The sequence below is a fragment of the Cupriavidus basilensis genome, from assembly GCF_000876015.1.
GTDB classification, from domain to species: domain Bacteria; phylum Pseudomonadota; class Gammaproteobacteria; order Burkholderiales; family Burkholderiaceae; genus Cupriavidus; species Cupriavidus basilensis_B.
The window spans coordinates 265,161-289,005 of the sequence record NZ_BBQM01000019.1 but is presented as its reverse complement, the minus strand read 5'-3'; the positions used below and the strand labels follow the sequence as shown (position 1 = coordinate 289,005).

At 71.0% G+C, this 23,845-nt stretch carries 24 protein-coding genes; 9 read left to right on the top strand and 15 right to left on the bottom strand.

Annotation, left to right across the window (positions count from 1 at the left end; genetic code table 11):
• Positions 1-78 precede the first annotated feature (78 nt).
• The 4 genes from KF708C_RS21600 to gspG are packed head-to-tail and all read right to left on the bottom strand — an operon-like array spanning position 79 to position 2,056.
• The gene (locus KF708C_RS21600) at positions 79-738 is read right to left on the bottom strand and encodes a PulJ/GspJ family protein (protein ID WP_059413214.1); all 660 of its coding nucleotides are present in this window, start codon (positions 736-738) and stop codon (positions 79-81) included.
• Positions 735-1,154: a type II secretion system minor pseudopilin GspI gene (gene gspI, locus KF708C_RS21595; protein WP_059413213.1), complete on the bottom strand. Its 420-nt coding sequence runs from the start codon at positions 1,152-1,154 to the stop codon at positions 735-737. The genes KF708C_RS21600 and gspI overlap by 4 nt, the downstream gene beginning before the upstream one ends.
• Entirely contained in the window at positions 1,141-1,641 is a 501-nt protein-coding gene (locus KF708C_RS21590; RefSeq protein WP_082079672.1) for a GspH/FimT family pseudopilin, read from the bottom strand. The genes gspI and KF708C_RS21590 overlap by 14 nt, the downstream gene beginning before the upstream one ends.
• On the bottom strand, positions 1,613-2,056 hold the full coding sequence (gspG, locus tag KF708C_RS21585; RefSeq protein WP_059413211.1) for a type II secretion system major pseudopilin GspG: 444 nt from the start codon (positions 2,054-2,056) through the stop codon (positions 1,613-1,615). Before gspG ends, KF708C_RS21590 begins: the two co-directional genes overlap by 29 nt.
• Positions 2,057-2,220: 164 nt before the next feature.
• Here gspG and KF708C_RS21580 point away from each other — a divergent pair, with 164 nt between their 5' ends.
• Positions 2,221-2,763, top strand: coding sequence for a hypothetical protein (locus KF708C_RS21580; protein ID WP_156173904.1), 543 nt, complete (start codon positions 2,221-2,223; stop codon positions 2,761-2,763).
• A gap of 50 nt (positions 2,764-2,813) precedes the next feature.
• Here KF708C_RS21580 and gspF read toward each other — a convergent pair whose 3' ends face one another.
• The 5 genes from gspF to KF708C_RS21555 all read right to left on the bottom strand — a co-directional run bounded on the left by gspF (position 2,814) and on the right by KF708C_RS21555 (position 9,224).
• Positions 2,814-4,025, bottom strand: a complete 1,212-nt coding sequence (gspF, locus tag KF708C_RS21575; protein ID WP_059413209.1) for a type II secretion system inner membrane protein GspF — start codon at positions 4,023-4,025, stop codon at positions 2,814-2,816.
• A 13-nt stretch (positions 4,026-4,038) separates the two neighbouring features.
• Positions 4,039-5,511, bottom strand: a complete 1,473-nt coding sequence (gene gspE / locus KF708C_RS21570; RefSeq protein ID WP_059413208.1) for a type II secretion system ATPase GspE — start codon at positions 5,509-5,511, stop codon at positions 4,039-4,041.
• Complete coding sequence (gene gspD / locus KF708C_RS21565) at positions 5,508-7,862, bottom strand: type II secretion system secretin GspD (protein ID WP_059413207.1); 2,355 nt, start codon at positions 7,860-7,862, stop codon at positions 5,508-5,510. Before gspD ends, gspE begins: the two co-directional genes overlap by 4 nt.
• Before the next feature lie 281 nt (positions 7,863-8,143).
• Positions 8,144-8,377: a type II toxin-antitoxin system prevent-host-death family antitoxin gene (locus tag KF708C_RS21560; protein ID WP_059413206.1), complete on the bottom strand. Its 234-nt coding sequence runs from the start codon at positions 8,375-8,377 to the stop codon at positions 8,144-8,146.
• A 454-nt stretch (positions 8,378-8,831) separates the two neighbouring features.
• A complete protein-coding gene (locus KF708C_RS21555) occupies positions 8,832-9,224 on the bottom strand; it encodes a hypothetical protein (RefSeq protein ID WP_156173903.1) in 393 nt (130 codons plus the stop codon).
• A gap of 102 nt (positions 9,225-9,326) precedes the next feature.
• Here KF708C_RS21555 and KF708C_RS21550 point away from each other — a divergent pair, with 102 nt between their 5' ends.
• The 8 genes from KF708C_RS21550 (at position 9,327) to KF708C_RS21515 (ending at position 18,105) form a co-directional block, all read left to right on the top strand.
• Complete coding sequence (locus KF708C_RS21550; RefSeq protein ID WP_059413204.1) at positions 9,327-10,238, top strand: peptidylprolyl isomerase; 912 nt, start codon at positions 9,327-9,329, stop codon at positions 10,236-10,238.
• Between the two features lie 149 nt (positions 10,239-10,387).
• Entirely contained in the window at positions 10,388-11,983 is a 1,596-nt protein-coding gene (locus KF708C_RS21545; protein WP_231586553.1) for a ShlB/FhaC/HecB family hemolysin secretion/activation protein, read from the top strand.
• Positions 11,984-12,015: 32 nt separating this feature from the next.
• Complete coding sequence (locus KF708C_RS21540; protein WP_059413202.1) at positions 12,016-13,929, top strand: DUF2341 domain-containing protein; 1,914 nt, start codon at positions 12,016-12,018, stop codon at positions 13,927-13,929.
• Between the two features lie 12 nt (positions 13,930-13,941).
• Entirely contained in the window at positions 13,942-14,349 is a 408-nt protein-coding gene (locus KF708C_RS21535; RefSeq protein ID WP_059413201.1) for an ExbD/TolR family protein, read from the top strand.
• 8 nt (positions 14,350-14,357) lie between these two features.
• On the top strand, positions 14,358-15,053 hold the full coding sequence (locus tag KF708C_RS21530) for a TonB family protein (protein ID WP_059413200.1): 696 nt from the start codon (positions 14,358-14,360) through the stop codon (positions 15,051-15,053).
• Positions 15,054-15,105: 52 nt separating this feature from the next.
• Complete coding sequence (locus KF708C_RS21525; protein WP_059413199.1) at positions 15,106-16,899, top strand: putative porin; 1,794 nt, start codon at positions 15,106-15,108, stop codon at positions 16,897-16,899.
• 8 nt (positions 16,900-16,907) lie between these two features.
• The gene (locus tag KF708C_RS21520) at positions 16,908-17,648 is read left to right on the top strand and encodes a DNA repair protein (RefSeq protein WP_156173901.1); all 741 of its coding nucleotides are present in this window, start codon (positions 16,908-16,910) and stop codon (positions 17,646-17,648) included.
• A 13-nt stretch (positions 17,649-17,661) separates the two neighbouring features.
• Complete coding sequence (locus KF708C_RS21515; RefSeq protein ID WP_059413197.1) at positions 17,662-18,105, top strand: YbjN domain-containing protein; 444 nt, start codon at positions 17,662-17,664, stop codon at positions 18,103-18,105.
• A gap of 6 nt (positions 18,106-18,111) precedes the next feature.
• Here the strand turns inward: KF708C_RS21515 and KF708C_RS21510 are convergent, their stop codons facing one another.
• The 6 genes from KF708C_RS21510 to KF708C_RS21485 all read right to left on the bottom strand — a co-directional run bounded on the left by KF708C_RS21510 (position 18,112) and on the right by KF708C_RS21485 (position 23,677).
• Entirely contained in the window at positions 18,112-18,765 is a 654-nt protein-coding gene (locus tag KF708C_RS21510) for a hypothetical protein (protein ID WP_156173900.1), read from the bottom strand.
• A 383-nt stretch (positions 18,766-19,148) separates the two neighbouring features.
• Positions 19,149-19,817 carry a TetR/AcrR family transcriptional regulator gene (locus tag KF708C_RS21505; protein ID WP_082079671.1) on the bottom strand — a complete coding sequence of 223 codons (669 nt, stop codon included), beginning with the start codon at positions 19,815-19,817 and terminating at the stop codon, positions 19,149-19,151.
• A gap of 133 nt (positions 19,818-19,950) precedes the next feature.
• Positions 19,951-21,579 carry a cation/acetate symporter ActP gene (gene actP / locus KF708C_RS21500; RefSeq protein WP_370552849.1) on the bottom strand — a complete coding sequence of 543 codons (1,629 nt, stop codon included), beginning with the start codon at positions 21,577-21,579 and terminating at the stop codon, positions 19,951-19,953.
• Between the two features lie 5 nt (positions 21,580-21,584).
• Positions 21,585-21,944, bottom strand: coding sequence for a DUF485 domain-containing protein (locus KF708C_RS21495; RefSeq protein WP_059413194.1), 360 nt, complete (start codon positions 21,942-21,944; stop codon positions 21,585-21,587).
• Positions 21,945-21,980: 36 nt separating this feature from the next.
• The gene (locus KF708C_RS21490) at positions 21,981-23,201 is read right to left on the bottom strand and encodes an FAD binding domain-containing protein (protein ID WP_059413193.1); all 1,221 of its coding nucleotides are present in this window, start codon (positions 23,199-23,201) and stop codon (positions 21,981-21,983) included.
• Positions 23,198-23,677: a VOC family protein gene (locus tag KF708C_RS21485; RefSeq protein WP_059413192.1), complete on the bottom strand. Its 480-nt coding sequence runs from the start codon at positions 23,675-23,677 to the stop codon at positions 23,198-23,200. Before KF708C_RS21485 ends, KF708C_RS21490 begins: the two co-directional genes overlap by 4 nt.
• Positions 23,678-23,845 lie beyond the last annotated feature (168 nt).

Sequence of the window (23,845 nt, the reverse complement as noted above, 5' to 3'; positions counted from 1 at the left end):
GGGCATGGGAGCAAGTGGGCAAGAGTGCAAGAGTGCGTTGCTGGAGGTGGGGCGCGATCGCCGCGCAGTCGCCGCGTGCTACGGGCCGCTGGTCAGCACGCGCCGGTAGGCGGAAGGCGGCGAGCCGGCCAGGACGACGACCTCGATGCCGCCGACCGCGTGCTGCGGCAGCGGCGGGGGCGTGCCGGGCGGCAGCGGCGGCGGTTTTCGGCCGCCATCGGTCTGGGCCCAGCCTTCCGGGGTGCCGCCGGGCATGGCGCCCGCTCCGGTGGCGTTGAGCCAGCCGCGCAGCCGGATCGCGCCGGCGCGCCCGATCAATGCCTGGCGCTGCGCCGGCGGGGCGGTCCGCGCCGCCAGCGCGGCCGCGCGCGTGGCCAGGGGGGCCGACAGCTCGCGCCACAGCACGCCGTCGGCGCTGCGATAGCGCACCACCTGCCAGCGCGTCGGCTGGCCCGGCGCCAGCACGGTGCGCACGATGCGCAGCCGGCTGCCATCGAACGCGATGGCGCCGTCGCCAAGGTCGTTGTCGGGCACCGCGTCGGCCAGGTCGATCGACATCTGGTCGAACATCCGGTCCACCTCGCGCAGGTCCGTCATGGTCTCGATGACGCCCTGCTGGCCGCGGATGATGCCGGTCAGGGACCGCCACGACATCAGCGCGACGATGGCCAGCAGCGCGATGGCGATCACCATCTCGATCAGCGTGAAGCCGCCGCGGCGGCGCTGCGCGCGTGTCATTGCGCCATCACCTGCGCCAGTTGCGCCAGGCGCGCGCCGGGGTCCGTGGGGCGATAGACCGATACCGTGACCAGCCGCAGGCGCGCGTCGCCGGTCTGCGACACCACTTCCTCGCACAGCAGCGCCACCGGTCCCTGGTCACAGCCAAAGCGGCGCGTGCCGGGCTCGGGCCAGCGCCCGGCCAGCCGCAGCTCGGCCAGCCGGTTGGCGGCGCTCCAGCCGGCCACCGTGCGCGCGCGCAGGCTGTCGCTGCTGTCGGCCATCATGCCGGACGCGCGCAGGCAGGCGCCCAGCGCGACGGCCACGATGACCAGCGCCACCAGCACCTCGATCATGGTGAAGCCGTGCTTGCGGTCGCGCGTGAAGCCGTGCGTGCAGCCGGCCGCGCGGCGGCGCGTGGCGCTATTGCACGACATAGCGGCCGGGTGCCAGCGTGACGATGCGCACGGCGGCGCCGTCTCGCTGCAGCACGATTTCCAGCGTGGGCTCCACCGCCTCGCGCCCGAACAGCACGCGCGCATTGCCGGCCTGCGCGGGCTGGTCCGGCTGGGCCACGCTCAGCGCGGCCAGCGGGCCGCCCCAGTTGCCCGGGCGCAGCACGTCGTCGCGCAGCGGCAGCCAGCGGCCGCCCTCGCGGATCACGAAGCGGAACGCCTGCGGCGTGGCCTCCCACGCAATCAGCTCGCCGCGCAGCCGGGCCTCGTCGTGCGCGCCCTGCAGCAGCCACACCAGCCGCTGCGCCTGCTGCGCCAGCAACTGGCGCGGGCTGGGCTGGGCGTTGACCGCGACCAGGCCGCTGACGATGCCGATGATCACGATGACCACCAGCATCTCCAGCAGCGTGAAGCCGGCGCCGGCCGCGGCGCGCGGGCCGCTATTCCCAGGAACCGATGTCGGCATCATTGCCGCTCCCGCCGGCCTGCCCGTCCACGCCCAGGCTGAAGATGTCGATCTCGCCGTGCACGCCCGGGTTCAGGTACTGGTACGGGTGGCCCCAGGGATCCTTGGGGAGTTTTTCCAGGTAGCCGCCGCCTTTCCAGTTGTTGGGCACCGGCTCGGTGGTCGGCCTGGACACCAGCGCGACGAGCCCCTGGTCGGTCGACGGATAGCGGCTGTTGTCCAGGCGGTAGAGCTTGAGCGCCTGCATGATCGAGGCGATGTCCTGGCGCGCGGCCACGATGCGGGCCTCGTCGGGGCGGCTCATGATCTTGGGCACCACCAGCGCGGCCAGCACCCCGAGGATCACGATGACCACCATGATCTCGATCAGGGTGAAGCCGCTGGCCGGCCGTTTGCGTCGGTGTCGTGTCGGGGTCATCGCAGGTTCCGCAAGAGGGTTGTCATGATCGCGCGATACAACACAGTCGCCGGGGTCGCGCTACCAGGGCGGGCCAAATGATTCTGGCCAGCGCGAGGGGCAAAGTGGTGACACTTTCTGCGCGGTTTCCGACACCGAAAGTTCATGCCAGGAGGGCCGTTGCGATGACGAGGCTGCTGACGTTGCAGAGGTTGGCGCGATGGGGCGAGTGGTGCCGGCGTTCGCCGGGGGAACTGGCCGTGCCCGCGGCCACGGTGGCCGGCGGCGTGGCTTGCGTGGCGGTCGTGGTCTATTGGGGACTGCAGATCGCCGCGACGCCGGAGATGACGCCGGGGGCGGAAAAGGTCGCCGCGGCCCCGGCGCGCGCCGGCGCGGGCGGCGAGCTGTTCGGCGCCGGGCCGGCGCAGGCGCAGGGACTGAAGGTGACGGTCGGTGGCGTGATCCGGCCGCTCGGGCGGGACGACGGGGCGGCGGTGCTCTCCATCGCCGGCGCCGCGCCACGGCTCGTGCACGCGGGCCGGGAAGCGGCGCCCGGGCTGGTGCTGTCCGAGGTGCGCGCGCGCTCGGTGGTGCTGAAGCGGGGCGGCGTCGCGCAGGAGGTGGCGATGGCGCCGCAGCGCGTGCTGCCGGTGCTGGCGGCGGCGACGAGCGGCGACGTCCCGCCCGGCCCGGCATTGGTGAGCAATATCCCCCGCGCCGGCCGATGACCTGCCGGCGGCGCGTGCAGGGCCGTGTCCTGCCGCGTCGCCAGCGGCAACTACCGCACCATCTGGTTGATCTCCAGGATCGGCATCAGCACCGCCAGCACGATCATCAGCACCATCAGCCCCATGCCCAGGATCAGCGCCGGTTCCAGCAGGCCGGTGATGAACATGGTCCGGCGTTCCAGCTGGCTGGCCTCTCCCTGCGCCGCGCGCTCGAGCATCTCGGGCAGGCTGCCGGTGGCCTCGCCCGAGCGGATCAAATGGATCAGCACCGGCGGGAACTGGTTGGCCGAGGCCAGCGAGCGCGCCAGCGACGTGCCCTCGCGCACGCGCGAGATGGCGTCTTCCACGGTGGCGCGCAGCGCGACGTTGTTGAGCGTCTCGCCGGCGGCCTGCAGCGCGCGCAGGATGGGCACCCCGGCGCTGGTCAGGATGGCCAGCGTGCTGGCGAAGCGCGCGGTGTTGTAGCCGCTGACCAGCTTGCCCAGCAGCGGCGCGGTCAGCAGCCAGCTGTGCCAGTGATGGCGCGGACCGGGCTGCGCCAGGATGCGCCGTATCAGCCAGCCCAGCAGCACCAGGCCGATGGCGGCCAGCCATCCCCACGCGCGCGCGAAGTCGCTGCACGCGAGCATGACCTCGGTGATCATCGGCAGCTTCTGTTTGGTGGTGGTGAACACGCCCACCACCTGCGGCACCACGTAGGTCAGCAGGAACACCACGATGCCGAAGGCCACCACGGTGACGACGGCGGGGTAGGTGAACGCCAGCTTGATCTTCTGCGTGAGCGCGTTGCGGCTCTCGACGTAGTCCGCCAGCCGCGTCAGCACCAGGTGCAGCTTGCCGCTGTGCTCGCCGGCGGACACCAGCGCGCGGTAGATGTCGGGAAAATCGCGCGGATGCTGCGAGAGCGCGCCGGAGAGCGACTGGCCGGACACCACGTCGGCGCGGATGGCGCTGACCAGGTGGCGCACGTAGGCGCGCTCGGCCTGGTCCGCGAGCGCGGACAGCGCTTCGTTCAGCGGCAGGCCGGCGCTCAGCAGGCTGGACAGCTGGCGCGTGAACAGGGCCTGTTCCTGCGCGCCCAGCCTGCCGCCGAACAGCGTGACGCCGCCCCCGTTGGCCGCGGCCGTCACCGGCAGCACTTTCAGCGGCGTCAGGCCGCGCGTGCGCAGCTGGCCGCGCGCGGCCTTGGATCCCTCGGCCTCCAGCACGCCGCGATGGAGCTTGCCGCCAAAGTCCACGGCTTCGTAACGAAAAGCGGGCATGGCGCCCTCCTTGTCAGTCCTTGGTCACGCGCAGCACTTCCTCGAGCGTGGTGTCGCCGGCGTCGATCCAGCGCTGGCCGTCCTCGCGCATGGTCAGCATGCCGCCGGCCACGGCCGCGGCGCGGATGTCGGCGTCCGCGGCCTGCTGGTGAACCTGGCGGCGCACCGCGTCGTCCACCACCAGCAATTCGTAGACGCCCGAGCGCCCCTGGAAGCCGGTGGGGCCGCAGCGGTCGCAGCCCACCGGCCGCCAGCGTCCGTCTTCCAGCCGCCGGCACGCCGGGCACAGCCGCCGCACCAGACGCTGCGCCAGCACGCCCAGCAATGACGACGACAGCAGGTAGGGCTCCACGCCCATGTCCGTCAGCCGCGTGACCGCGGACGCCGCGTCGTTGGTGTGCAGCGTGGCCAGCACCAGGTGGCCGGTCAGCGACGCCTGCACCGCGATCTGCGCGGTCTCCAGGTCGCGGATCTCGCCGATCATGATGACGTCCGGGTCCTGGCGCAGGATCGCGCGCAAGGCCTTGCCGAAGGTCATGCCGATGCGCTCGCCGACCTGGGTCTGGCCAATGCCGTCGAGGTCGTATTCGACCGGGTCTTCCACCGTCATGATGTTGGTGGTGCCGGCGTCCAGCCGCGACAGCGCGGCGTAGAGCGTGGTGGTCTTGCCGGAGCCGGTCGGGCCCGTCACCAGCACGATGCCGTGCGGCTGGCCGATCAGGCGGTCGAAGCGCTGCAGCGTGGCGGCGCCCATGCCCAGGCGCGCCAGGTCGAGCCGGCCCGCTTCCTTGTCCAGCAGGCGCAGCACGGCGCGCTCGCCGTGCGTGGTGGGCAGCGTGGAGACCCGCACGTCCACCGGGCGGCCCGCCACGCGCAGCGTGATGCGGCCATCCTGCGGCAGGCGTTTTTCGGCGATGTCCAGCTGCGCCATGATCTTGATGCGCGAGATCAGCGCGCCGTGCAGCGCCTTCTTGGGCTTGACGATGTCGCGCATGGCGCCGTCCACGCGCAGCCGCACGACGGAGCTTTGCTCGAAGGCCTCGATATGGATGTCCGACGCGCCTTCGCGCGCGGCCTGGGTCAGCAGCGCGTTGATCATGCGGATCACCGGCGCGTCGTCCTCCGCTTCCAGCAGGTCTTCCACGGCCGGCAGTTCCTGCATCAGGCGCGACAGATCCACTTCGCCCTCGACCTCGCCGACCACCTGCGCGGCGGAGCCTTCGTTGCCGGCATACGCCTGCGACAGCGCCTGGCGCAGGTGCTCGGCCGCGACCGTGACCCAGTCTTCGACGCCGAAGGTGCGGGCCGCCTCGGCGATCGCCTCGGGCGGCGTTTCCTCGCACACCCACGCGGTGGGCGGGCCTTCCGCGCGCGCGATCAGCAGCAGCCGCGCGGCGCGCGCCCAGCCATAGGGCACCAGGCGCGCCGACACGCCGGCGGGCAGGGTGGGCGGGGTGAGGTCGGGCTCGACGGCGGTGGCGTTCATCCGTTGTCTCCGGGGCGCGCGGCATCCGGCGCGGCCGGGGATGGCGCGGCCGGTGCCTCATGCTCGCGCGGCGGCGGCAGCATCAGCGACGAATCGGTGGCCTGCGGCCGCGCGGGCACCGGCGTGCGCCTATTGCCGAGCTCCAGCGGCGAGGTCGGCGGCATGCCGTCGGCCTGCGGCAGCCGCGGCGTGTCGTCGTCGCGCACGAACCAGTTGTCGGTGGGCGCGCGCGCGCCTTCGCCGCGCATGTAGTCGTAGCGGGTCATCACCACGTCGCGCGCGGCCTGCGGCGAGCGCATGATCACGGGCCGCAGGAACACCATCAGGTTGGTCTTCCTGCGCTGCTTGTTCTCGTAGCGGAACAGGCCGCCGATCAGCGGGATGTCGCCCAGCCCGGGCACCTTCTGCACGCCTTCGTTGTAGCTGTCCTGCATCAGGCCGCCGAGCACGATGACGTCCCCGGCATCGACCATCACCGCCGTTTCCAGCGCGCGCTTGTTGGTGGTGGGGCCGTTGACGCCGCCCGGATCGATCACGTCCGAGGTCTCCTGGTAGATCTGCATCCTGACGCTGTCGCCGTCGGTGATCTGCGGGCGCACGCGCAGCGTCAGGCCCACGTCCTGCCGCTCGATGGTCTGGAACGGCGTGACGGAGGCGGACGAGCCGGTCTGCGCGTAGGACCCGGTGACGAAGGGCAGGTTCTGGCCGACGATGATGTGGGCCTCCTCGTTGTCCATCACCATCAGGTTGGGCGTGGACAGGATATTGACGCCGCTCTGCTTCGAGAGCGCGCGCAGCAGCACGTTCAGGCCCAGCTTGCTGCTGAGCACGCCGATGTTGAGGCCGCCCGCGCCCGGCAGGCTCGACGCCAGGCCGGCCAGGATGCCGCCGCCCGCGGCCGTGTCGGCGCCCACGTTGACGATGTTCTGGCCGCCGCTGCCGAAGTTCGTGCCGCCGAACGCGCGGCCGTTCTGCGCCTGCCACTGGATGCCCAGCTCGGCGGCGTTGTCGGAGGTGATCTCCACGATCATCGATTCCACGTAGACCTGCGCGCGGCGGGTGTCGAGCTCGTCGATCAGCGCGCGCAGGTTGCGGTACACCGGCTCGGACGCGGTGATCAGCAGCGAGTTGGTGGCCGGGTCGGCCTGGATGGTGCCGCCCGTGGTGGACTGGCTGGCGTTGCCGCCGCTGTTGAAGCTGCCGCTGCCGAGCCCGCTGGCGCTGCCCGATCCTCCCGATGTGCCCGATGTGCCGAGGCCACCCGACGAGCCCAGGCCGGACGACGAGCTGCTCGTGCCGGAGGGCAGGGGCGGCATCGACGGATACGACGCCTGCAGGGCCGTGGCGGGCGCGGCCGCGCCCTGGCCGCCGCCGGCCCCGGACGACTGCATGGAGAGCGTGGCGTCCGCCGCCACCAGCGCGCGCAGCGTTTGCGCCAGCGTGACCGCGCTGGCGTTCTTCAGCGGCACCATGTACATGTTGCCGGGCCGCGTGGAGCGGCGGTCCAGCCGTTCCACCAGCGCCTTCGCCTGCCGCATGCGCTCGGGGCTGGGCGCGCGGATCAGCAGCGTGTTGCTGCGCGGCTCCGCCACCACGGCAATGCGTGGCGCGCCGCCTTCGCCGCCGGAGCCGCCCGAGTTGCTTGCCGACCCGGCGCTGCCACCGGTGCCGCCGCCGCTGCCGCCGTCGAGCATGCGCTGCAGCAGCACGGCCACGTCGCTGGCCACGGCGTTTTCCAGCGCCACCACCTCCACCTCGCCGGCGGGCGTGCCGCGGTCCACCGCCGCGATGATGCCGCCGATGCGCCTGACGTTGTCGGCGTAGTCGGTCACGACGATGGTGTTGTTGTTGGCGTAGGCGTTGATGGTGTTGTTGGCGGAGATCAGCGGCCGCAGCACGGGCACGAGGCTGGTGGCCGATTCGCGGGACAGGCGGAACACGCGCGTGATGACCTGGCCGCCGCTCGCCTCCGCGTCGCCGCCGCCGGCGCCGGTGACGATGGGCATGCCCTGCAGCTTCGCGTCCGCCTCCGGCAGGACCTTGACGGTCCTGCCGTCCGCCACCATCGCATAGCCCTGCAGCCGCAATGCCGACTGCAGCATGCGCATGGCGTCCGCGGTGCCGAGCGGCTGGTCCGAGGACAGGCTGACGGTGCCCTTGACGCGCGGATCGACGAACACGGTCTTGCCGTCCGCGCTGGCGATGGCCTGCACCACCTGCGAGATGTCCGCGTTGTCGAAGTCCAGCGTGACCTGGCGGGCGGCGGCCTGCGCCGCGGGCATGGCGGCGCTCAACAGCAGCGCGGTGGCGAGCGGCAACACGTGGCGCGAGGGGATGCGGGCGAGCGGCATGGTCGGTAGCGGATTGCCGTAACGCGCCTGCTATGCGCCCGGCCGGCGTGAATCGGGCGCCCCGGGGACCGCACGAAACTGCTTGCGGATACCTCGGGGCGCGGTGCATCGCCTAAGGTATCGGCGCATTGCGGCACAACCGTGGCGGCGTCGGGGAAGGTTCTGTCATGAAGTCATCACGACGCGCGTGCCGCCGCCCGCCGCGGCGTTTGAAGCGAGAGTGCGATGTGGAAATCTTTTCCCGCGCGGTGGCGCCGGGAAGCGGGCCGCGCGCTACGGCATCAGGCGTTGCCGTTCTCGTTGCCGCACGGCGATGGCGCGGGCCGCTCCGCTTCGTGGGCGCGGTTTTCCGCGAGCAGGGTCATGACTTCCCGCCACCACGAGGCGGACACCAGGTAGGCATGCGGGCGCTGGTGCTTGACCACCAGCACCGGCTGCTCTTGCGCGGCCTGCAGGGCCCGCGATGGATTGGCGCTGAATTTGGTGACATTAATGACCCACTGATTTTCCGTCATGCTTTTTCCCTATTTTTATCAAGACGAAACCGCGGCCGCTTGTAGCGGCAGCGGTGAATGGAGTCCGGAAAACGGAAGGCGATGACCGGCGATATGCTGAATTGCCCCGTCTCATTGCCGATTCACGTGTTCGCGCCTGAGGATATGGGCTTGCGCCGACTCGCGGGAAAGACCCCCGGCAAGCACAGCGATAATGCGTTGCCAGTGGCTCCCGGCGAATCGAGGCGGCGCATTGCTGCTGCATTGCACAGATCACGGATCATGCTATGCGAGCCCTATGTCGGAATCGTTACACATTCTTCTTAGACGGTGCCATATATCGTTCCCAATGCGCGCGCGCGTTGTCGCCACGTGGCGTGGCCGCGCGTCTCCCCCCAATGGGAGGGGGGTAGCGCGATGCGTCGCGCGATGGGCAGCGCGATAGGCAGCGTGGCGGGCAACGCCAGCGGCAGCGTCAGGGGCGGCGCCCGAGCGCGGGCAGGTAGACGGGCCGTTGCGGCGGACGCTGCGCATTGACCGACGAGCCGAAGGTATTGCCCATCCGGTTGGCGGTGGCCGAGTAATTGAACATGCCTGCCTGGTTCGATGGCAGGCCCGCGAGCTGTTCGCTCAGTGCGCCCGCGGCCGGCTTGTTGCCGCCCCTGGCGCCGCCTCTTGCCGCCTGCTCGAGCCTGTCGTTCAGGCATGCCAGCGCGGGCGCGCGCTGGCCGTTCACCTCGACGCTGACGCATGGCACGGTGTCTTCCGCCGGCCGCGGCGCGCCGGAAATCTGCCCAGATTCCGCAACAACCACGTCACCGTGCGCCGTAAGAATCGCCGCAATCGCAAATGCATGAAGTCGTTTCAACGCTGCGCTCCCAGAAATTTCCTGGCTGGATTGCCTGAGTATCGGCACCCGCCGGCCGCCGTGGACCGTCGTTGAGAGAAACGCTACAGGAGGTCCACCGTGATGCGCAAGCTGATCTTCGTTGTTCCCCGTGCCATTGCCGGCGCGGCGCTGTTCTCGGTACTTGCCGTGGCACCCGGCACCGTCGTGGCCGCCGACAAGATCGTCGCGCAGAGCGGCAAGGCCAGTGTCACGCAGGCGGAGCTGGAGACGTTCCTGCGCGCGCTGGACGCGCCGTCGCGCGCCCGGCTCGCGGCGGACAAGCCGACGCTGGAGCGGCTGGTGCAGAGCCGCCTGGCGCAGAAGAGCGTGCTGGCCGAAGCCGAATCCAAGGGCTGGGCCAGGCGCCCGGAAGTCGCCGCGATGGTGCTCGACGCGGAGCAGTCGGTCATCGTGCGCAGCTATCTGGAATCGGTGACGCAGCCGCCGCAGGGGTATCCGTCGGACACCGAGATCAAGGCGGCGTACGACGCCAGTCCCGCCGCCTTCACCGCGCCGAAGCTGTACCACGTGGCGCAGATCTACGTGGCGGCCGAGGGCGACGAGGCGGCGCGCGCCAACGCGCGCAAGGAGGCCGAGAGCATCGCGCGCCAGGCGCGCGGCGCCGGCGCCGATTTCGCGGCGCTGGCCAGGGCGCGCTCGCAGGAGCCGCGCTCGGCCGCGAACGGCGGCGATACCGGCTGGCTGCCGGAGACGGAGATGCTGCCCGAGATCCGCGCCGCGGTGGTGGCGCTGAAGCCGGGCGCGGTATCCGAGCCGGTGCGTTCGCCCACCGGCCTGCACGTGCTGAAGCTGATCGCGGTGCGCGAGGCCGGGCTGCGCCCGCTCGACGAAGTCAGGGAGCCGCTGCGCGCGAAGCTGCGCCAGCAATACCAGAGCGACGCCGCGCAGGCCTACCTCAAGCAGCAGACCGCGGCGTCGGCCGCCAGCGTGGACCAGTCCGCGCTGGACAGCGTCATCTCGGCGGTGCGCTGAACGCGGGACGGGCCGGCGGGGGCCGGCCATGCCAGGGCGGCCAGCCGCCAGCCTGCCGGCGTTGCCGGACAACAAAAAAGGGTAGGGGTATGAAGACATCCCGGACACACGGGATCGGGGCCCGCGCGCGCCGACGCAGGGCGGGGGCGGTGCTGCTGGCGCTCGCCGCGGCGGCCGCGCAGGCCGCGGCCGCGGCACAGCCGGGCGCACAACCGGCCGCACAACCGGGCGCACAACCGGCCGCGAGCGAGCCGCGCCGGTTCGACGTCAACGAATACGTGGTGCGCGGCAACACCATGCTCGACGAGGGCGACATCGAGGACGCGGTGGCGCCGTTCCTGGGGCCGTCGCGCACCGCCGACGATGTCGAAGGCGCGCGCGCCGCGCTGGAATTGCGCTACCAGAAGCGCGGCTACCAGTCCGTGGTGGTGGAACTGCCCGAGCAGCGCGTGGCCGGCGGCGTGGTGCTGCTGCAGGTCGGCGAGACGCGCGTGGGACGCCTGCGCGTGGTCGGCGCCGAGCACTATTCCCCGGCCGCGGTGCGCGACGCGGTGCCGTCGCTGGCCGAGGGCAAGGTGCCTGACTTCAATGCCGCGCAGAAAGAGCTGACCGCGCTCAACGCCTCGCCCAACCGCCAGGTCGTGCCGATGGTGCGCCCGGGCTCGCTGCCGCAGACCGTGGACGTGGAGCTGAAGGTGGAGGACCACCGGCCGCTCAGCGGCAGCGTGATGCTCAACAACGACCACAGCGTCGACACGCATGCGCTGCGCGCCTCGGCCACCATCGGCCATGACAACCTCTGGCAGATGGGGCACCAGGCGTCGGTGACGTTCTTTGGCGCGCCGCAGGACCTGAACGAGGCGCGCGTGTGGTCGTTCAGCTATCTCGCGCCGTTCGCGGGCACGCCGTACAGCGTGCAGGCCACCGGCTATGTCTCGGACAGCAACGTGGCCACCACGGGCGGCACCAGCGTGCTGGGCAAGGGCAAGGTGTTCGGCATCCAGGGCAACTACGCGCTGCCGCCCGCGGGCGACTGGTCCGGCTCGCTCGGGCTCGGCATCGACTTCAAGGACATGGACGAGGCGGTGTCGCTGGGCGGGGCCGCGTCCAACGTGCCGCTGCGCTACCTGCCGCTGACGCTGTCGTTCAATGCGTACCGCTTCGGCGAGCGCTCGCAGAGCTCGGCCGCGCTTGCGCTGACAGGCGGCTTCAACGGCTTCGGCGTGGGCAGCGGGTGGGCCGAGTACGGCGCCAAGCGCTACCGCGCCTCGCCGGACTTCATCTACCTCAAGGGCGACGGCACGCACACGCAGACGCTCAAGGGCGGCGTGGAGCTCTATGCGCGCGGCGCCTTCCAGGTGGCATCCGGCGCGCTGGTCTCGGGCGAGCAGTTCGCCGCCGGCGGCGCGACCAGCGTGCGCGGCTATTACTCGGCGGAGGCCACCGCGGACGATGGCCTGCTCGCCTCGCTGGAGGTGCGCTCGCCGTCGTACGCGGACTGGCTGTGGCCCGGTGTCGACGAATGGCGCGTCTACGGCTTCTTCGACGCCGCCACGCTGAAGCTGCGCGACCCGCTGCCGGAGCAGCGCCGCAGCTACACGCTGCTCGGCGTGGGCTTCGGCTCCAGCATCCGGCTCTTCCGGAACGTCACCGGCAAGCTCGACGTGGGCTGGCCGTTGCGCGACGCGCAGCGTACCGAGGCGGGTTCCCCGACCGTCAACTTCAACCTTCGCACTACTTTTTGATGGGGCCGGCGCGCACCCAACGGAGCACTGTTATGCGTAAATTGCTGCTATCCCTCGCCATGCTCGGTGCCTGTCTGCCGCAGGTGGCACAAGCCTGGTGGCAACAGGACTGGTCCTTCCGCAAGCCGGTCTCGGTCGATACCACGCCCAAGGGCGCCAACATCGCGGAGCCGCTCGGACGCATGCCGGTGCTGGTGCGCCTGCACGCGGGCAACTTCCAGTTCGACGCCGTGCAGGACAAGGGCGGCGACCTGCGCTTCGTCGCGGCCGACGACAAGACCCCGCTCGCGCACCAGGTCGAGCAGTTCGATTCCCTGCTGGGCATGGGGCTGGTCTGGGTGGATATGCCGGCGGTGCCCGGCGGCGCGCGCCAGGACATCTGGATGTACTACGGCAACGCCAAGGCCCCGCAGGCCGGCGGCGCGTCGCCGTTCGACGCCGACTACACGGCGGTCTATCACTTCGACGGCGCAGCGGGCACGGCGCCGGCCGACGCCACGGCGTACCACAACAACGCGCAGGCCGGCGTGCCGGTGGGCGAGGGCCTGATCGGCCAGGCGGCGAAGCTGGACGGCAAGGCGGGCATCGCCCTGCCCGCCAGCGATTCGCTGCGCGTGGCCGCCGGCGGCGCCATGACGTTTGGCGCGTGGGTGCGCGCGGACGCCGCCGCGAACGGCGTGCTGTACGCGCGCCGCGAGGCCGGCAACGCGCTGCTGGTGGGCCTGGCCAACGGCGTGCCCTATGTGCGCGTGGGCCAGCAGCAGGCCGCGGCCAGCGAGCCGCTGGGCGCGCAGCAGTGGACCCACGTGGCGATGACCGCGGGCGGCGGGCAGGTCGCGCTGCTGGTCAACGGCCGCGAGGTGGCGAAGGTGGCTGCCGCGCTGCCGGCGTTTGCCGGCGCGGCCATGATCGGCGCCGACCCCGCGGGCGAGTTGCCGGGCTTCGCGGGCCAGCTCGACGAGGTGCGCATCTCGCGCGTGGCGCGGCCCGCGGCGCTGCTGGCCGCGGAGGCCGCGATGCAGGGCAGCGACTCGAAGCTGCTCGCCTACGGCCCCGACGAAAAGCAGGCCGGCAGCGGCTTCGGCGAGATCGGCTTCATCCTGACCAACGTGCCGGTGGACGCATGGGTCGTGATCGGGCTGCTGGCCGTCATGGCCGTGCTGTCGTGGTGGGTCACCTACGTCAAGGCCACCTACGTGAGCCGCGTGTCGCGCGCCAATGACGAATTCATGGCGCAGTTCCGCAAGGTCGGCCACCGGCTCGAAGCGCTGGCGGAATCGGTGCCGGCCAACCCGGGCCTGTCCCGGCGGCTGGCCGATTCCACGCTGTACCGGCTGTACCAGGTGGCCGTGGGCGAGCTGCGCAGCCGGCGCGAGCAGGACGGCAACAAGGCCGTGGCCGCCGAGACCATCGAGGCCATCCGCGCGTCGATGGACGCCACGCGCGTGCGCGAGAACCAGCGCCTGAACCGCGGCCTGGTGCTGCTGACCATCTCGATCTCGGGCGGGCCGTACCTGGGCCTGCTGGGCACGGTGGTCGGCATCATCCTGGTGTTCGCGGCGGTGGCGCTGGCGGGCGAGGTCAACATCAACGCCATCGCGCCCGGCATCGCGGCCGCGCTGGTGGCTACCGTGGTGGGCCTGTTCGTCGCCATTCCGGCGCTGTTCTCGTACAACTACCTGCTCACGCGCAACAAGAACGTGAGCGCGGACATGGACGTGTTCGTGGACGAATTCGTCACGCGCCTGGCCGAGCTCCATGCGGGCAGCGAGAGCGAGGTGGCGCAGGCCGAGGCCGGCGGCCACATGGACCGCCTCGTGGGCGAGCTGATGCGCCGCTTCGCGGAAGCGGGCCTGGTGCCGGCCCGGCAGGCGGGGGCGGGCGGCGTGGGCATGGCCCCGTCCGCCCGCGCCGGCGAGCGCGGCCCCGGTGCCGGCGCGCTCTGAGGGGAACCCATCATGGCCGCCACGCACGACGACGACAAGCCCTACGACGACATCAACATCACGCCGCTGCTGGACCTGGCGTTCGTGCTGCTGATCATTTTCATCCTGATGACCACGGCCGCGGTGCAGGGCATCAAGGTGGACCTGCCCAAGGCGAGCGCCTCCGCCAGCCTGTCCGAGCAGAAGATCAAGGCCATCACCGTGACCGACTCGGGCCAGGTCTACCTGGACGCGTTTCCGGTCACGCTGGCGGAGCTGGAGGACCGGCTGCGCGCGCAGCGCGCCCAGACGCCGGACTTCCCGGTCATCGTCAAGGGTGACGCCGCGGTGCAGTACCGCAAGGTCATCGAGGTCCTGGACCTGCTGCGGCGGCTGGAGCTGCAGCAGGTGGGCCTGGTGACAGGCAAGCCAGCCAACTAGGCCGCGTCATGGAACAGCAGCCGTACGACGATCGCGAGGCCGCGCCACGGCGGCGCTGGCGCGGACCGCTGGCCGGCGCCGCGGCAGCGCTGGCGCTGGCGCTGGCCGGCTGGGCGCTCTGGAAATGGGCGGGCGATACCGCGTCCGCGAGAAAGGAGGCGCCGCGGCTGCCGCCGATGGTCTCGCTGCCGCCCCCGCCGCCTCCGCCCCCGCCCGAGCAGAAGCCGCCGGAGCCGGTCAAGCAAGAACGCATCCGCACGCCGGATCCCAAGCCGATGGAGCCGGCACCCAGGCCCGCGGAAGCGCCCAGGCCGGCCAACGACGCGGCGCAGAGCGTGACCATGAACGCCGACGCGCAGGCCGGCGCGGGCGGCATCCAGGTCGGCAGCGGCGACGGCATGGGCAGCGGCGGCGCCGGCCGCGCGGGCAACGCGACGTATGGCCAGTACCTGGCCTACGCGCTGCAGCGCGCCGTGCAGCAGAACCCGGCCACCGCGCGGCTCGCGTTTCCGCAGGTGATGGTGAACATGTGGATGGACGAGAGCGGGCGCATCACGCGCGTGGAGCTGGTGCGCTCGACGGGCAGTGCGGCCACCGACGAAGCGCTGCTGGCGGCGCTGCGCGCGCTGGGCCGCGTGGACGAGCGGCCGCCGGCGGGCCTGAGCTTCCCGGCCCGCGTGGTGATGCAGGCGCGGCGCCCGTGACGCGCCGCCGGGACCCGGGCCGGACATGAGAGAGATCCTTGAGGAGAGAGCAATGAATCAGTGCAAGGCATCGCGCCTTCGCCATCCGGTGCTGCGGCCGCTGGCCGCCGCCCTGACGCTTGCGGCGTGCTGCCAGCAGGGCCATGCGCAGGGCACCGTGCCCCCGGCATCGGCGGACGTCACGCAGAACCTGATCCGCATCCTGGTCATGCGCGGGACGCTGACCCGGGAGGAAGGCGAAACGCTGCTGGCGCAGGCCCGCGCGGCGGCGCAGCCGCCGGCCGCGGCCGGGCCGGGGGCCGCAGGTGTGGCGGCGGGCGTGGCGGCGGGAGCGGGGGCCGCGACCGTGGCCGCCGCGGCCGGCGGCGCGCAGCCGGGCGACGTGCGCGTGCCCTATGTCTCGCCGCGCGTGCGCCAGCAGATCCGCGACGAGGTCAAGGAAGAGGTCATCGCGCAGGCGAAGGAGGAACACTGGGCCACGCCCAACACGTTCCCCGACTGGGTCTCGCGCATCACCCTGTCCGGCGACGTGCGCGTGCGCTACCAGGCCAACCTGTACGGCGGCGGCAATGCGCCGACCGTCGACTACGCGGCCGTCAACGCCAACGGCCCGGTTGACTTCGGCCCCTCGGCCAACTCGCTGCCGCCGCTGCTCAACACCGACAAGAACCGCACCGACCTGCTGCGCCTGCGCGCGCGGCTGGGCGTCACCGCCGCAGTCTCCGACGACCTGACCGCGGGCATCCGCATCGGCACCGGCAGCAGCAACGGGCCGGTGTCGACCACGCAGACGCTCGGCGGCGGTTTTGCCAAGAAGAGCATCTGGCTGGACCAGGGTTATCTGGACTACCGTTTCACCGATGCGTTCCACGTCACCGCCGGCCGCTTCGGCAACCCGTTCTATGGCCTGGACAACAACGACCTGGTGTTCTCCAACGACCTGAACTTCGACGGGATTGCCGGCGCCTGGCGCAAGTCCGTCGGCACGCGCGGCGTCACGGCGTTCGTGACCGGCGGCGCGTTCCCGGTCAACTACAGCGACGACAATTTCCCCTCGAACGCGCAGGAAAAGTCGGACAGCCGCAACCAGTGGCTGTTCGCGCTGCAGGCCGGCGCGGAATGGAAGCTGGCCGGCGGGGACCGCTTCAAGGGCGCGGTGGCGTATTACCACTTCACCGACATGCGCGGCCAGTTCTCGCAGCCGTGCCTGACGTCCTCGCCTTCCTGCGACACCGACAATTCGCGCCCGGCGTTCATGCAGAAGGGCAACACGCTGTTCGGGCTGCGCAACAACGTGCCGGTGGACGTGAACGACACCTCGAACCCGCAGTTCTTCGGGCTGACCCAGAACTTCCGCCCGCTCAACATAACGGGGCAGTGGGACACGCATGTGTTCGGCGGGCTGCCGTTCAGCTTCCAGGCCAGCTACGTGCGCAACCTGGCGTACAACAAGGACCGCCCGTTCTCCGACCCGCGCTCCTACCCGGCCAACCACTACGAAGGCGTGGACGGATCGACGCCGCTGAGCGAGTACAAGGACAAGTGGCGCAGCGGCCCGAACGGCTACCTGGTGCGGGCCATCTTCGGCAACCAGGCGGTGTCGGCGCGCGGGCAGTGGAATTTCATGATGGGCTACAAGTACCTGGAGCCCGATGCGGTGCCGGACGGCTACACCGACCCGGATTTCCGCCTGGGCGGCACCAACGCGCGCGGCTATTTCCTGGGGGCGGCCTACGGCATCGACAAGAACGCCTGGCTGCAGGCGCGCTGGCTGAGCGGGCGCGAGGTCTATGGCGACCCGTTGTCCATCAACGTGCTGATGCTCGAACTGAACGCCAAGTTCTGAGGTAGACCATGCTGCAATCACGGATGAGGAACGGGGCGCTGGGCGTGGCCGTCGCGGCATGGCTGCTTGCCGTGCCCGCGCCGGCCGGTGCCCAGGCGCAGCCGCAGGGCACGCTGGAAGACCGCCTGCGCACGCAGCTGCGCGCGCTCAACGCGCAGAACCAGCAGATGCAGGCGGAGCGCGCCACGCTGCAGGCGACGCTGCGCGCGGCCGAGGAAGGCAAGGCGGCGGCGGCCAGGGAGCTGGCCGAAGCGCGGGCCGAGCTGGAAGCCAGCCGCGGCCGGGCGCAGGGGCTGGCGGCGAGGCAGCGCCAGGTGGAGGAGAGCGCCGCCGAGCGGACGCGCCAGGCCGATGCCGCGCGCGACGAGCAGCAGCGGGCGGCGCGCGGGCTGCAGCAGCAGCTTGCGGCGATGACGCAGGAGCGCGGCCGCGCGCTCGACGCGCAGCGCGAACGCGACGCGCAACTGGAGCGCTGCGGCGCGATGAACGCGCGGCTGCAATCCATCGGCAAGGAAATCCTCGATGCCTACGAGCATTTCGACGTGGCCGACGCGGTCGCCTTTCGCCATCCCTTCGCGGCGGGCGCGCGCGTGAAGCTGGAGACGCAGGCCCAGGCCTACGGCGATGCGCTGTACGAGAACAAGTTCGATCCGCGCGGCGTGGCGGCGCTGTCCGCGCCATCCGCCGCGCCATCCGCCGCATCACCCGCCGCGCCGTCCGCGCCATCCGCTGCCGGCGCCGCCCACTGATCCGGGACACGTCATGAACGATATCAGGATACTGTCCGCCGTCGATGCGGACGAACTGGCCGCCGCCATCCGCGCGGCCGGCTGCGCCGTGACCACGACCGAGCGCGATGGCAAGACCCAGTTGCACAGCGCCAGCCAGGGCGTGGGCTTCCAGGTGCTGTGGGGCAATGCCGCGGAGACCGGCGGCCACGTCGATTTCACGCTGAGCTGCGCGCTGCGCGTCAGCGGCGGCGAGGTGCCGCGCGCGCTGCTGGACGGCTGGCAGCGCGGCAAGCGCTTCGCGCGGCTGGCCACGCACGGCGAGCTGATCGTGCTCGAGATGGATGTGGTGCTCGCCGGCGGCGTGACCCAGGCCCATCTAGAGGCCATGCTGCGGCTGTGGGTGATGATGACCGGCGAATTCCTCATCCACCTGCGCAACACGGCGGCGCAGGCCGACCCCGCGGGCGTGTCCTGAGCGCCGTCAGGCCGGAGTGCGCGCTCCCATGTACAGCAGGCCGCCGGTGTCGTTGCGCACGGTCAGCAGCACCTGCCCGCCGACCATCGCGAGCTCGCCGTTCAGCGTCCGCCCGTTGAGCGAGCAGCCGCGCGGGCCGGCGACCCGCACCGCGACGGCATGGCATCCGGGCGCGTCGCACGGATCGACGCTGGCCTGCACCGAGCAGTTGCCGGGCACCCGGGCCGAGAGCTGCCAGCCGGCGCCAGGCATCTCGCCGGCGGTGATCGACACCTTCAGCGGCCCCGCCTCCTGGCAGGCCTCGACGCGGCCCGCGTACTGGCCCGCCGGCGTCTCGCGCGGGAGGTCCGGCGTGTCGACCGAGCTGAGCACGAACAATTCGTCGTCCGCGCCATCCCGGCTGATGCGCAGTCGCAGGTCGCCCGGGGACAGGCATGCCACCGAGATCTCCACGGGCCGCGTCACGCCATCGAACGGCACGTACTCGGTGGCGCCGCCGGCGTCGTCCAGGTAGACGAACGCGCTGGGCTGCCCGGCCCGCTCCCCGAACGCGACGATGCCCACGTGGGACGTGCCGCGCAACACCGCCACCGCATGCCGCATCCTGTTGCTTGTTCCCCTGAAGACTTCCGGCATGACCGCGTGCACGACCTGTTCCATATTGATTTCCATAACCGTCTGGCGCGCCAATATTGCCAGAATTAAACGTTATTTATACCTGAAATAAGCGAAATAATCGCGCTCGGCCTACAGGTAGTTCACGTTTGATACAGCACGTGGTTGACAGGGCGTGAAGCGGATTTGCGTATGTGACTAATTTACAACCTCATGGCTGGCGGGAACGCGCGCGGCTTGCCGGCGGTGCGCCATGACGGTGCGCATGACAGTGCCGTGCGGCGCGGCGGCGCGGGGAAGGGCGCCGGCCTGGTGGCCGCGCGGAGCGAAGCCGGCAGGCGCGTGGAAACACCGGGCGGGCCGTGCCCGCGGGTTCGGGATTTGCGCGAGGTGATGAAAGGGCGGCCGGCGCGGGCCCGGCCCGCGGGTCAGCCCGCCCGCAGCGCCCGGATCGCCGCCGGCGCGCCGTGCAGGAACATGTCGACCTGCTGGCGGATGACCGCGTCCACGTTGGCCGGCACCTTCAGGCCGTAGACCCACTTGCGCACGCCGATATAGAAGATGGCCGCATGCAGGCTCCAGATCATCTCGATCTCGGCCTCGGTTTCCGCCGCGTTGCGCGGGGCGGCGATGCCGAAGGCTTCCCGGACCTCGGCCAGCACGGGCAGGAACACCTTGCTGCGCAGCTTGCTGAGGTATTTGTTGTTGATGCCCTCGTGGGTCAGGCCGGCGAAGATGAACAGGCGGATCCATTCCTCGCGCAGAATCACCGAGGCATAGTCGAGGTAGAACGCCTGGAGCCGCTCGGCCAGCGGCTTCGCGCGGTCGGCGATCTGGCGGTCCCAGTCGGGGCGCCACTGGAACACCTCGTGGTAGACCCGGTCGATGAGCGCTTCCTTGCTCTCGAAATAGCGATAGAGCAGCGGCTGGGTGACGCCGATCTGGCGGGCCAGCTCGCGCGTGCTGCCGCCGAAGCCGTTGCGCGTGAAGTGCTCGATGGCCTTCTCGACGATCTGCTGTTCCCGTTCCTCGGGCAGCAACCGCCGCGTGCCCTTGCTGGCGGTCTCGTCCGGAGTGGGGGTGGCGGGTGGCTCCATGACTGTCTCTCTCGGCTTCCGGCATGCGGACGATGTCCGGATTCTACCAATCGCCCGATAAACGAGAAGGCGGGGAGCGTGTTCGCCTGTCTGTCCCCCGCCTTGCCCCCCGCCTTGCGCCATGCCGCCCGGGTCAGGCGCCGGGTTTGCCGGCGATGCCGAGTTCGCAGTCCACGCGCTGGTTCTGGTAGGCATCGCGCTCCCAGGCGCCGCGCGCGGAGCGGTCCGTCACCGAGAACGCATAGATGCCGGCGAACGCCACCAGCATCGAGAACAGCGCCGGATACTCGTACGGATAGATGGCCGCGGCGTGCCCCAGCACCTGCACCCACACCGTCGGGCTCAGGATCGTGAGGACGACCGCGGTGACGAGCCCGAGCGTGCCGCCGGCCACGGCGCCGCGCGTGGTCAGGCCGCGCCAGTAGACCGAGAGCAGCAGCACCGGGAAGTTGGAGCTGGCGGCGATCGAGAACGTCAGGCTGACGATGAAGGCGATGGTCTGCTTCTCGAACAGGATGGCGAGCAGGATCGACAGCACGCCCAGCACCAGCGTGGTGACGCGCGACACGCGCATCTCTTCCCGGTCGGTCGCCTTGCCCTGGCGCAGCACCGTGGCGTAGAGGTCGTGCGAGATCGCGGAGGAGCCCGCCAGCGTCAGCCCGGCCACCACGGCGAGGATGGTCGAGAACGCCACCGCGCAGATGAAGCCCAGGAACACGTTGCCGCCCACCGCGTGCGCCAGGTGCACCGCCACCATGTTGACCCCGCCGATCACGGCGCCGGCGCCGTCGTGGTACAGCGGCTCGCGGGCCACCAGCGCGATGGTGCCGAAGCCGATCACGATGATCAGCGCGTAGCCGGTGCCGACGATGCCGGTGGCGTAGAGCACGCTCTTGCGCGCGGCCTTGACGTTGCCGACCGTGAAGAAGCGCATCAGGATGTGCGGCAGGCCGGCCGTGCCGAAGATCAGCGCCAGCCCGAGCGAGACCGCCGACACCGGGTCCGAGACCAGGCCGCCGGGACGCATGATGGCGTCGTGCCTGCCGTGCGCCGCGATGGCGTGCTCGAACAGGCTGTTCAGGCTGAAGCCGAAGCGGCTCATGACCATGAACGCCATGAACGCGCAGCCGGCCAGCAGCATCGCCGCCTTGATGATCTGGATCCACGTGGTGGCCAGCATGCCGCCGAAGAACACGTACACCACCATCAGCACGCCGACCAGCACCACCGCCGAGGTGTAGTCGAAGCCGAACAGCAGTTCCACCAGCTTGCCGGCGCCCACCATCTGCGACACCAGATACAGCAGCACGATCACCATCGAGCTCGAGGCCGAGAACGCCCGGATCGGGCGCTGCCGGAGGCGATAGGAGAGCACGTCGGCGAGCGTGTAGCGCCCCAGGTTGCGCAGCGGCTCGGCGATCAGGAACAGGATGATCGGCCAGCTTGCCAGGAACCCGATCGAATAGATCAGGCCATCGTAGCCGCTGGTGAAGACCAGCGCGGAAATGCCCAGCAGCGAGGCGGCGGACATGTAGTCGCCGGCGATCGCCCAGCCGTTCTGCATGGCGGTGATCCTGCCGCCGGCGGCGTAGTGATCGGCCACGCTGTGGTTGCGCCTGGCGGCCCAGCGCGTGACGGCGAGCGTGGCGGCGACGAACGCCACGAACATCGCGATGGCGATCATGCTCATGCCCTGGCCCACCGGCGACGTCGCCGCCAGGGCGGGGCCGGCCGCGGTCAGCGCAGTGAGTGCGGTCAGCATGCGGTTCATGACTGCGCTCCCTTGCGGATGTCCGCGATCATGCCGTCGTAGACGGTGTTGGTGCGATGCACGTAGATGGCCACGAGCGCGAACGTGAACGCGAACATGCCGAAGCCGACCGGGATGCCGACGCTCATCGGCTGGCCCGCCACCAGTTGCCGGGCCAGCAGGTCGGGGCGGAACGCCAGCGTGAGGATGAAGCCGAAATAGACCAGCAGCATGGCCGCGGTCAGCGTCCACGAGAAGCGCCGGCGCGCGCGCTGCAGGCGCTCGAAGGCCGGCTGGCCCAGCATGGCGTGCGGTATGACCGGGGCATCGGTCCCGGCGAGATCGAGATGCGCCGGATAGGGGGCGGCTTGGGGCATGGTTGTTGTCTCCGAATGGATGTTGTCCGTGATGGTTCAGAATTGCCGCGACACGGCGGTCTCCCGCATCACCGCCTCGGGCGTGCGGTAGCGCTCCGCCATCGCGCGGTCCTGCTCGCTCCTGAGCTGCGCCTGCATGTAGGCGCCGAGATGGCGCGCGTGCTCGACGACCGCCTGCCCGACCTGGACGCGCTCGGCGCTGTACGCCCGCAGCGCCGCCTCGACGGGCCGGTGCGCCGCCAGCGCGCGGGCCAGCGCCACCGCGTCGCCCGCCGCCTTGGTGACGCCCATGCCGCAATGCGGGCGCGCCACGAACGCGGCGTCGCCGAGCAGCGCGATGCGGCCGAAGGCCATGCGCTGCACGGTCAGGTCGTAGATCGGCTGGAACAGCGGCTGGGCGGTGCGCGCCACCACCTCGGCGAACTGCGGCGCCAGCAGCGTGGCGGCGGCGCTCTCCATGTCGGCGAGCACGTCGGCGCGGATCAGGCCCGGCGGGATGCCGGCGCGCCAGCACTTGCCGCTGGCGTCGGTCAGCAGGTCGGCCAGCGCGTCGTCGGGTGTGGCGCGATACCAGACGAAGTTGTAGCGGCGCTGGCCCGGCGCGATGCTGTTGCCGTCGCCGGCGACCGGATAGCCGAGGATCTGCTCGCGGGGCGGCAGGCAGAAGGCAAACTTGCCGAAGATGGCCGCGTGCGTGGCCGGCGACAGCCGGGCCTCGTCGACCAGGCCGCGCCAGGCGATATAACCCGCGTACTCGAGCCGCGCCGAAGGCAGCAACTGCTCGCGCAGGCCCGAGCGGAAACCGTCGGCGGCGACGACGAGGTCGGCGCGGTGCGTCGATCCGTCCTGCAGCGTGACCGTGGCGTGGTCCGCATGCGACTCGACCGCGCTCACGGCGGCGCCGGTGCGGTAGACGCCGGGGAACGCGCGGCCCAGCACGTCGTACATCTTGCCCCAGGCCGTCAGCGTCTGCGGCAACTCGCGCGCGGACACCGTGGTGCCGTCGCGCGCCAGCGTGACGCGGGTATCGACGCGCACGCCGATGCCGTCGTCGACCGCCACGCCGGCCGCCGCCAGCGCCTCGAACAACTCCGGATGCGTGACGATGCCCGCGCCGCGGCCGGTCAATGCCTCCGGCGTGCGCTCGAAGACCTCGACGTCCCAGCCGTTGCGCGCAAGCAGATTGGCGGCAAACAGTCCGCCCAGCGAGCCGCCGACGACGATCGCCCTGGGTTGCGTGTGCTGCGCGGGATTCATGCCAGTGCTCCAGTCCGTGCCTGCGCCTCTACGGGCAGTTCCAGGCCCGCCACTTCCCCGGCCGGGTAGTTGAGTTCGATCGTCACGCCCGAGGGATCCTCGATGAAGACCTGGTGCAGGCCGAGGCTCGGCACCGTGCGGTCGCGCCACGCGATGCCCTCCGCGCGCAGCGTCTGCCACATCTGCGCGACGCCGGTGGCCAGGAAGGCGATGTGGTCGAGCGTGCCGGTGCCGGGCTCGGACACCGGCTTGTCCCCAAGATAGGCGGTCAGGCCGGCCGGGTCGTCGGGGTCGATGCCGATGATGTGCACGGTGCCGTAGCTACCCTCGTCGCCGCCCATGTAGAGCCACGCGCCGGGAAACGCGAACGGCGGGCGATACCCGCGCCGGAACCCGAGAACACGTTCGTAGAACGCGCACGACCGCTCCAGGTCGGTCGTGCGGATGGAAAAATGTGCGAGCTTGCCCAGCGCCATCGCTGCTCCTTTCAAGTTATCGTTCGATCAGTGATCGATTGATAAATTATAGGGAGGATGCCTGGCCGGACCAAGAGAGCAGGGGGTGGGATTTACCCTGACGCGCGGGCGCGCCGTGTTCCGCTTTCTGGATTCTGGAAGGGATGCGGCGCCGGCGGCCGGCGCGCG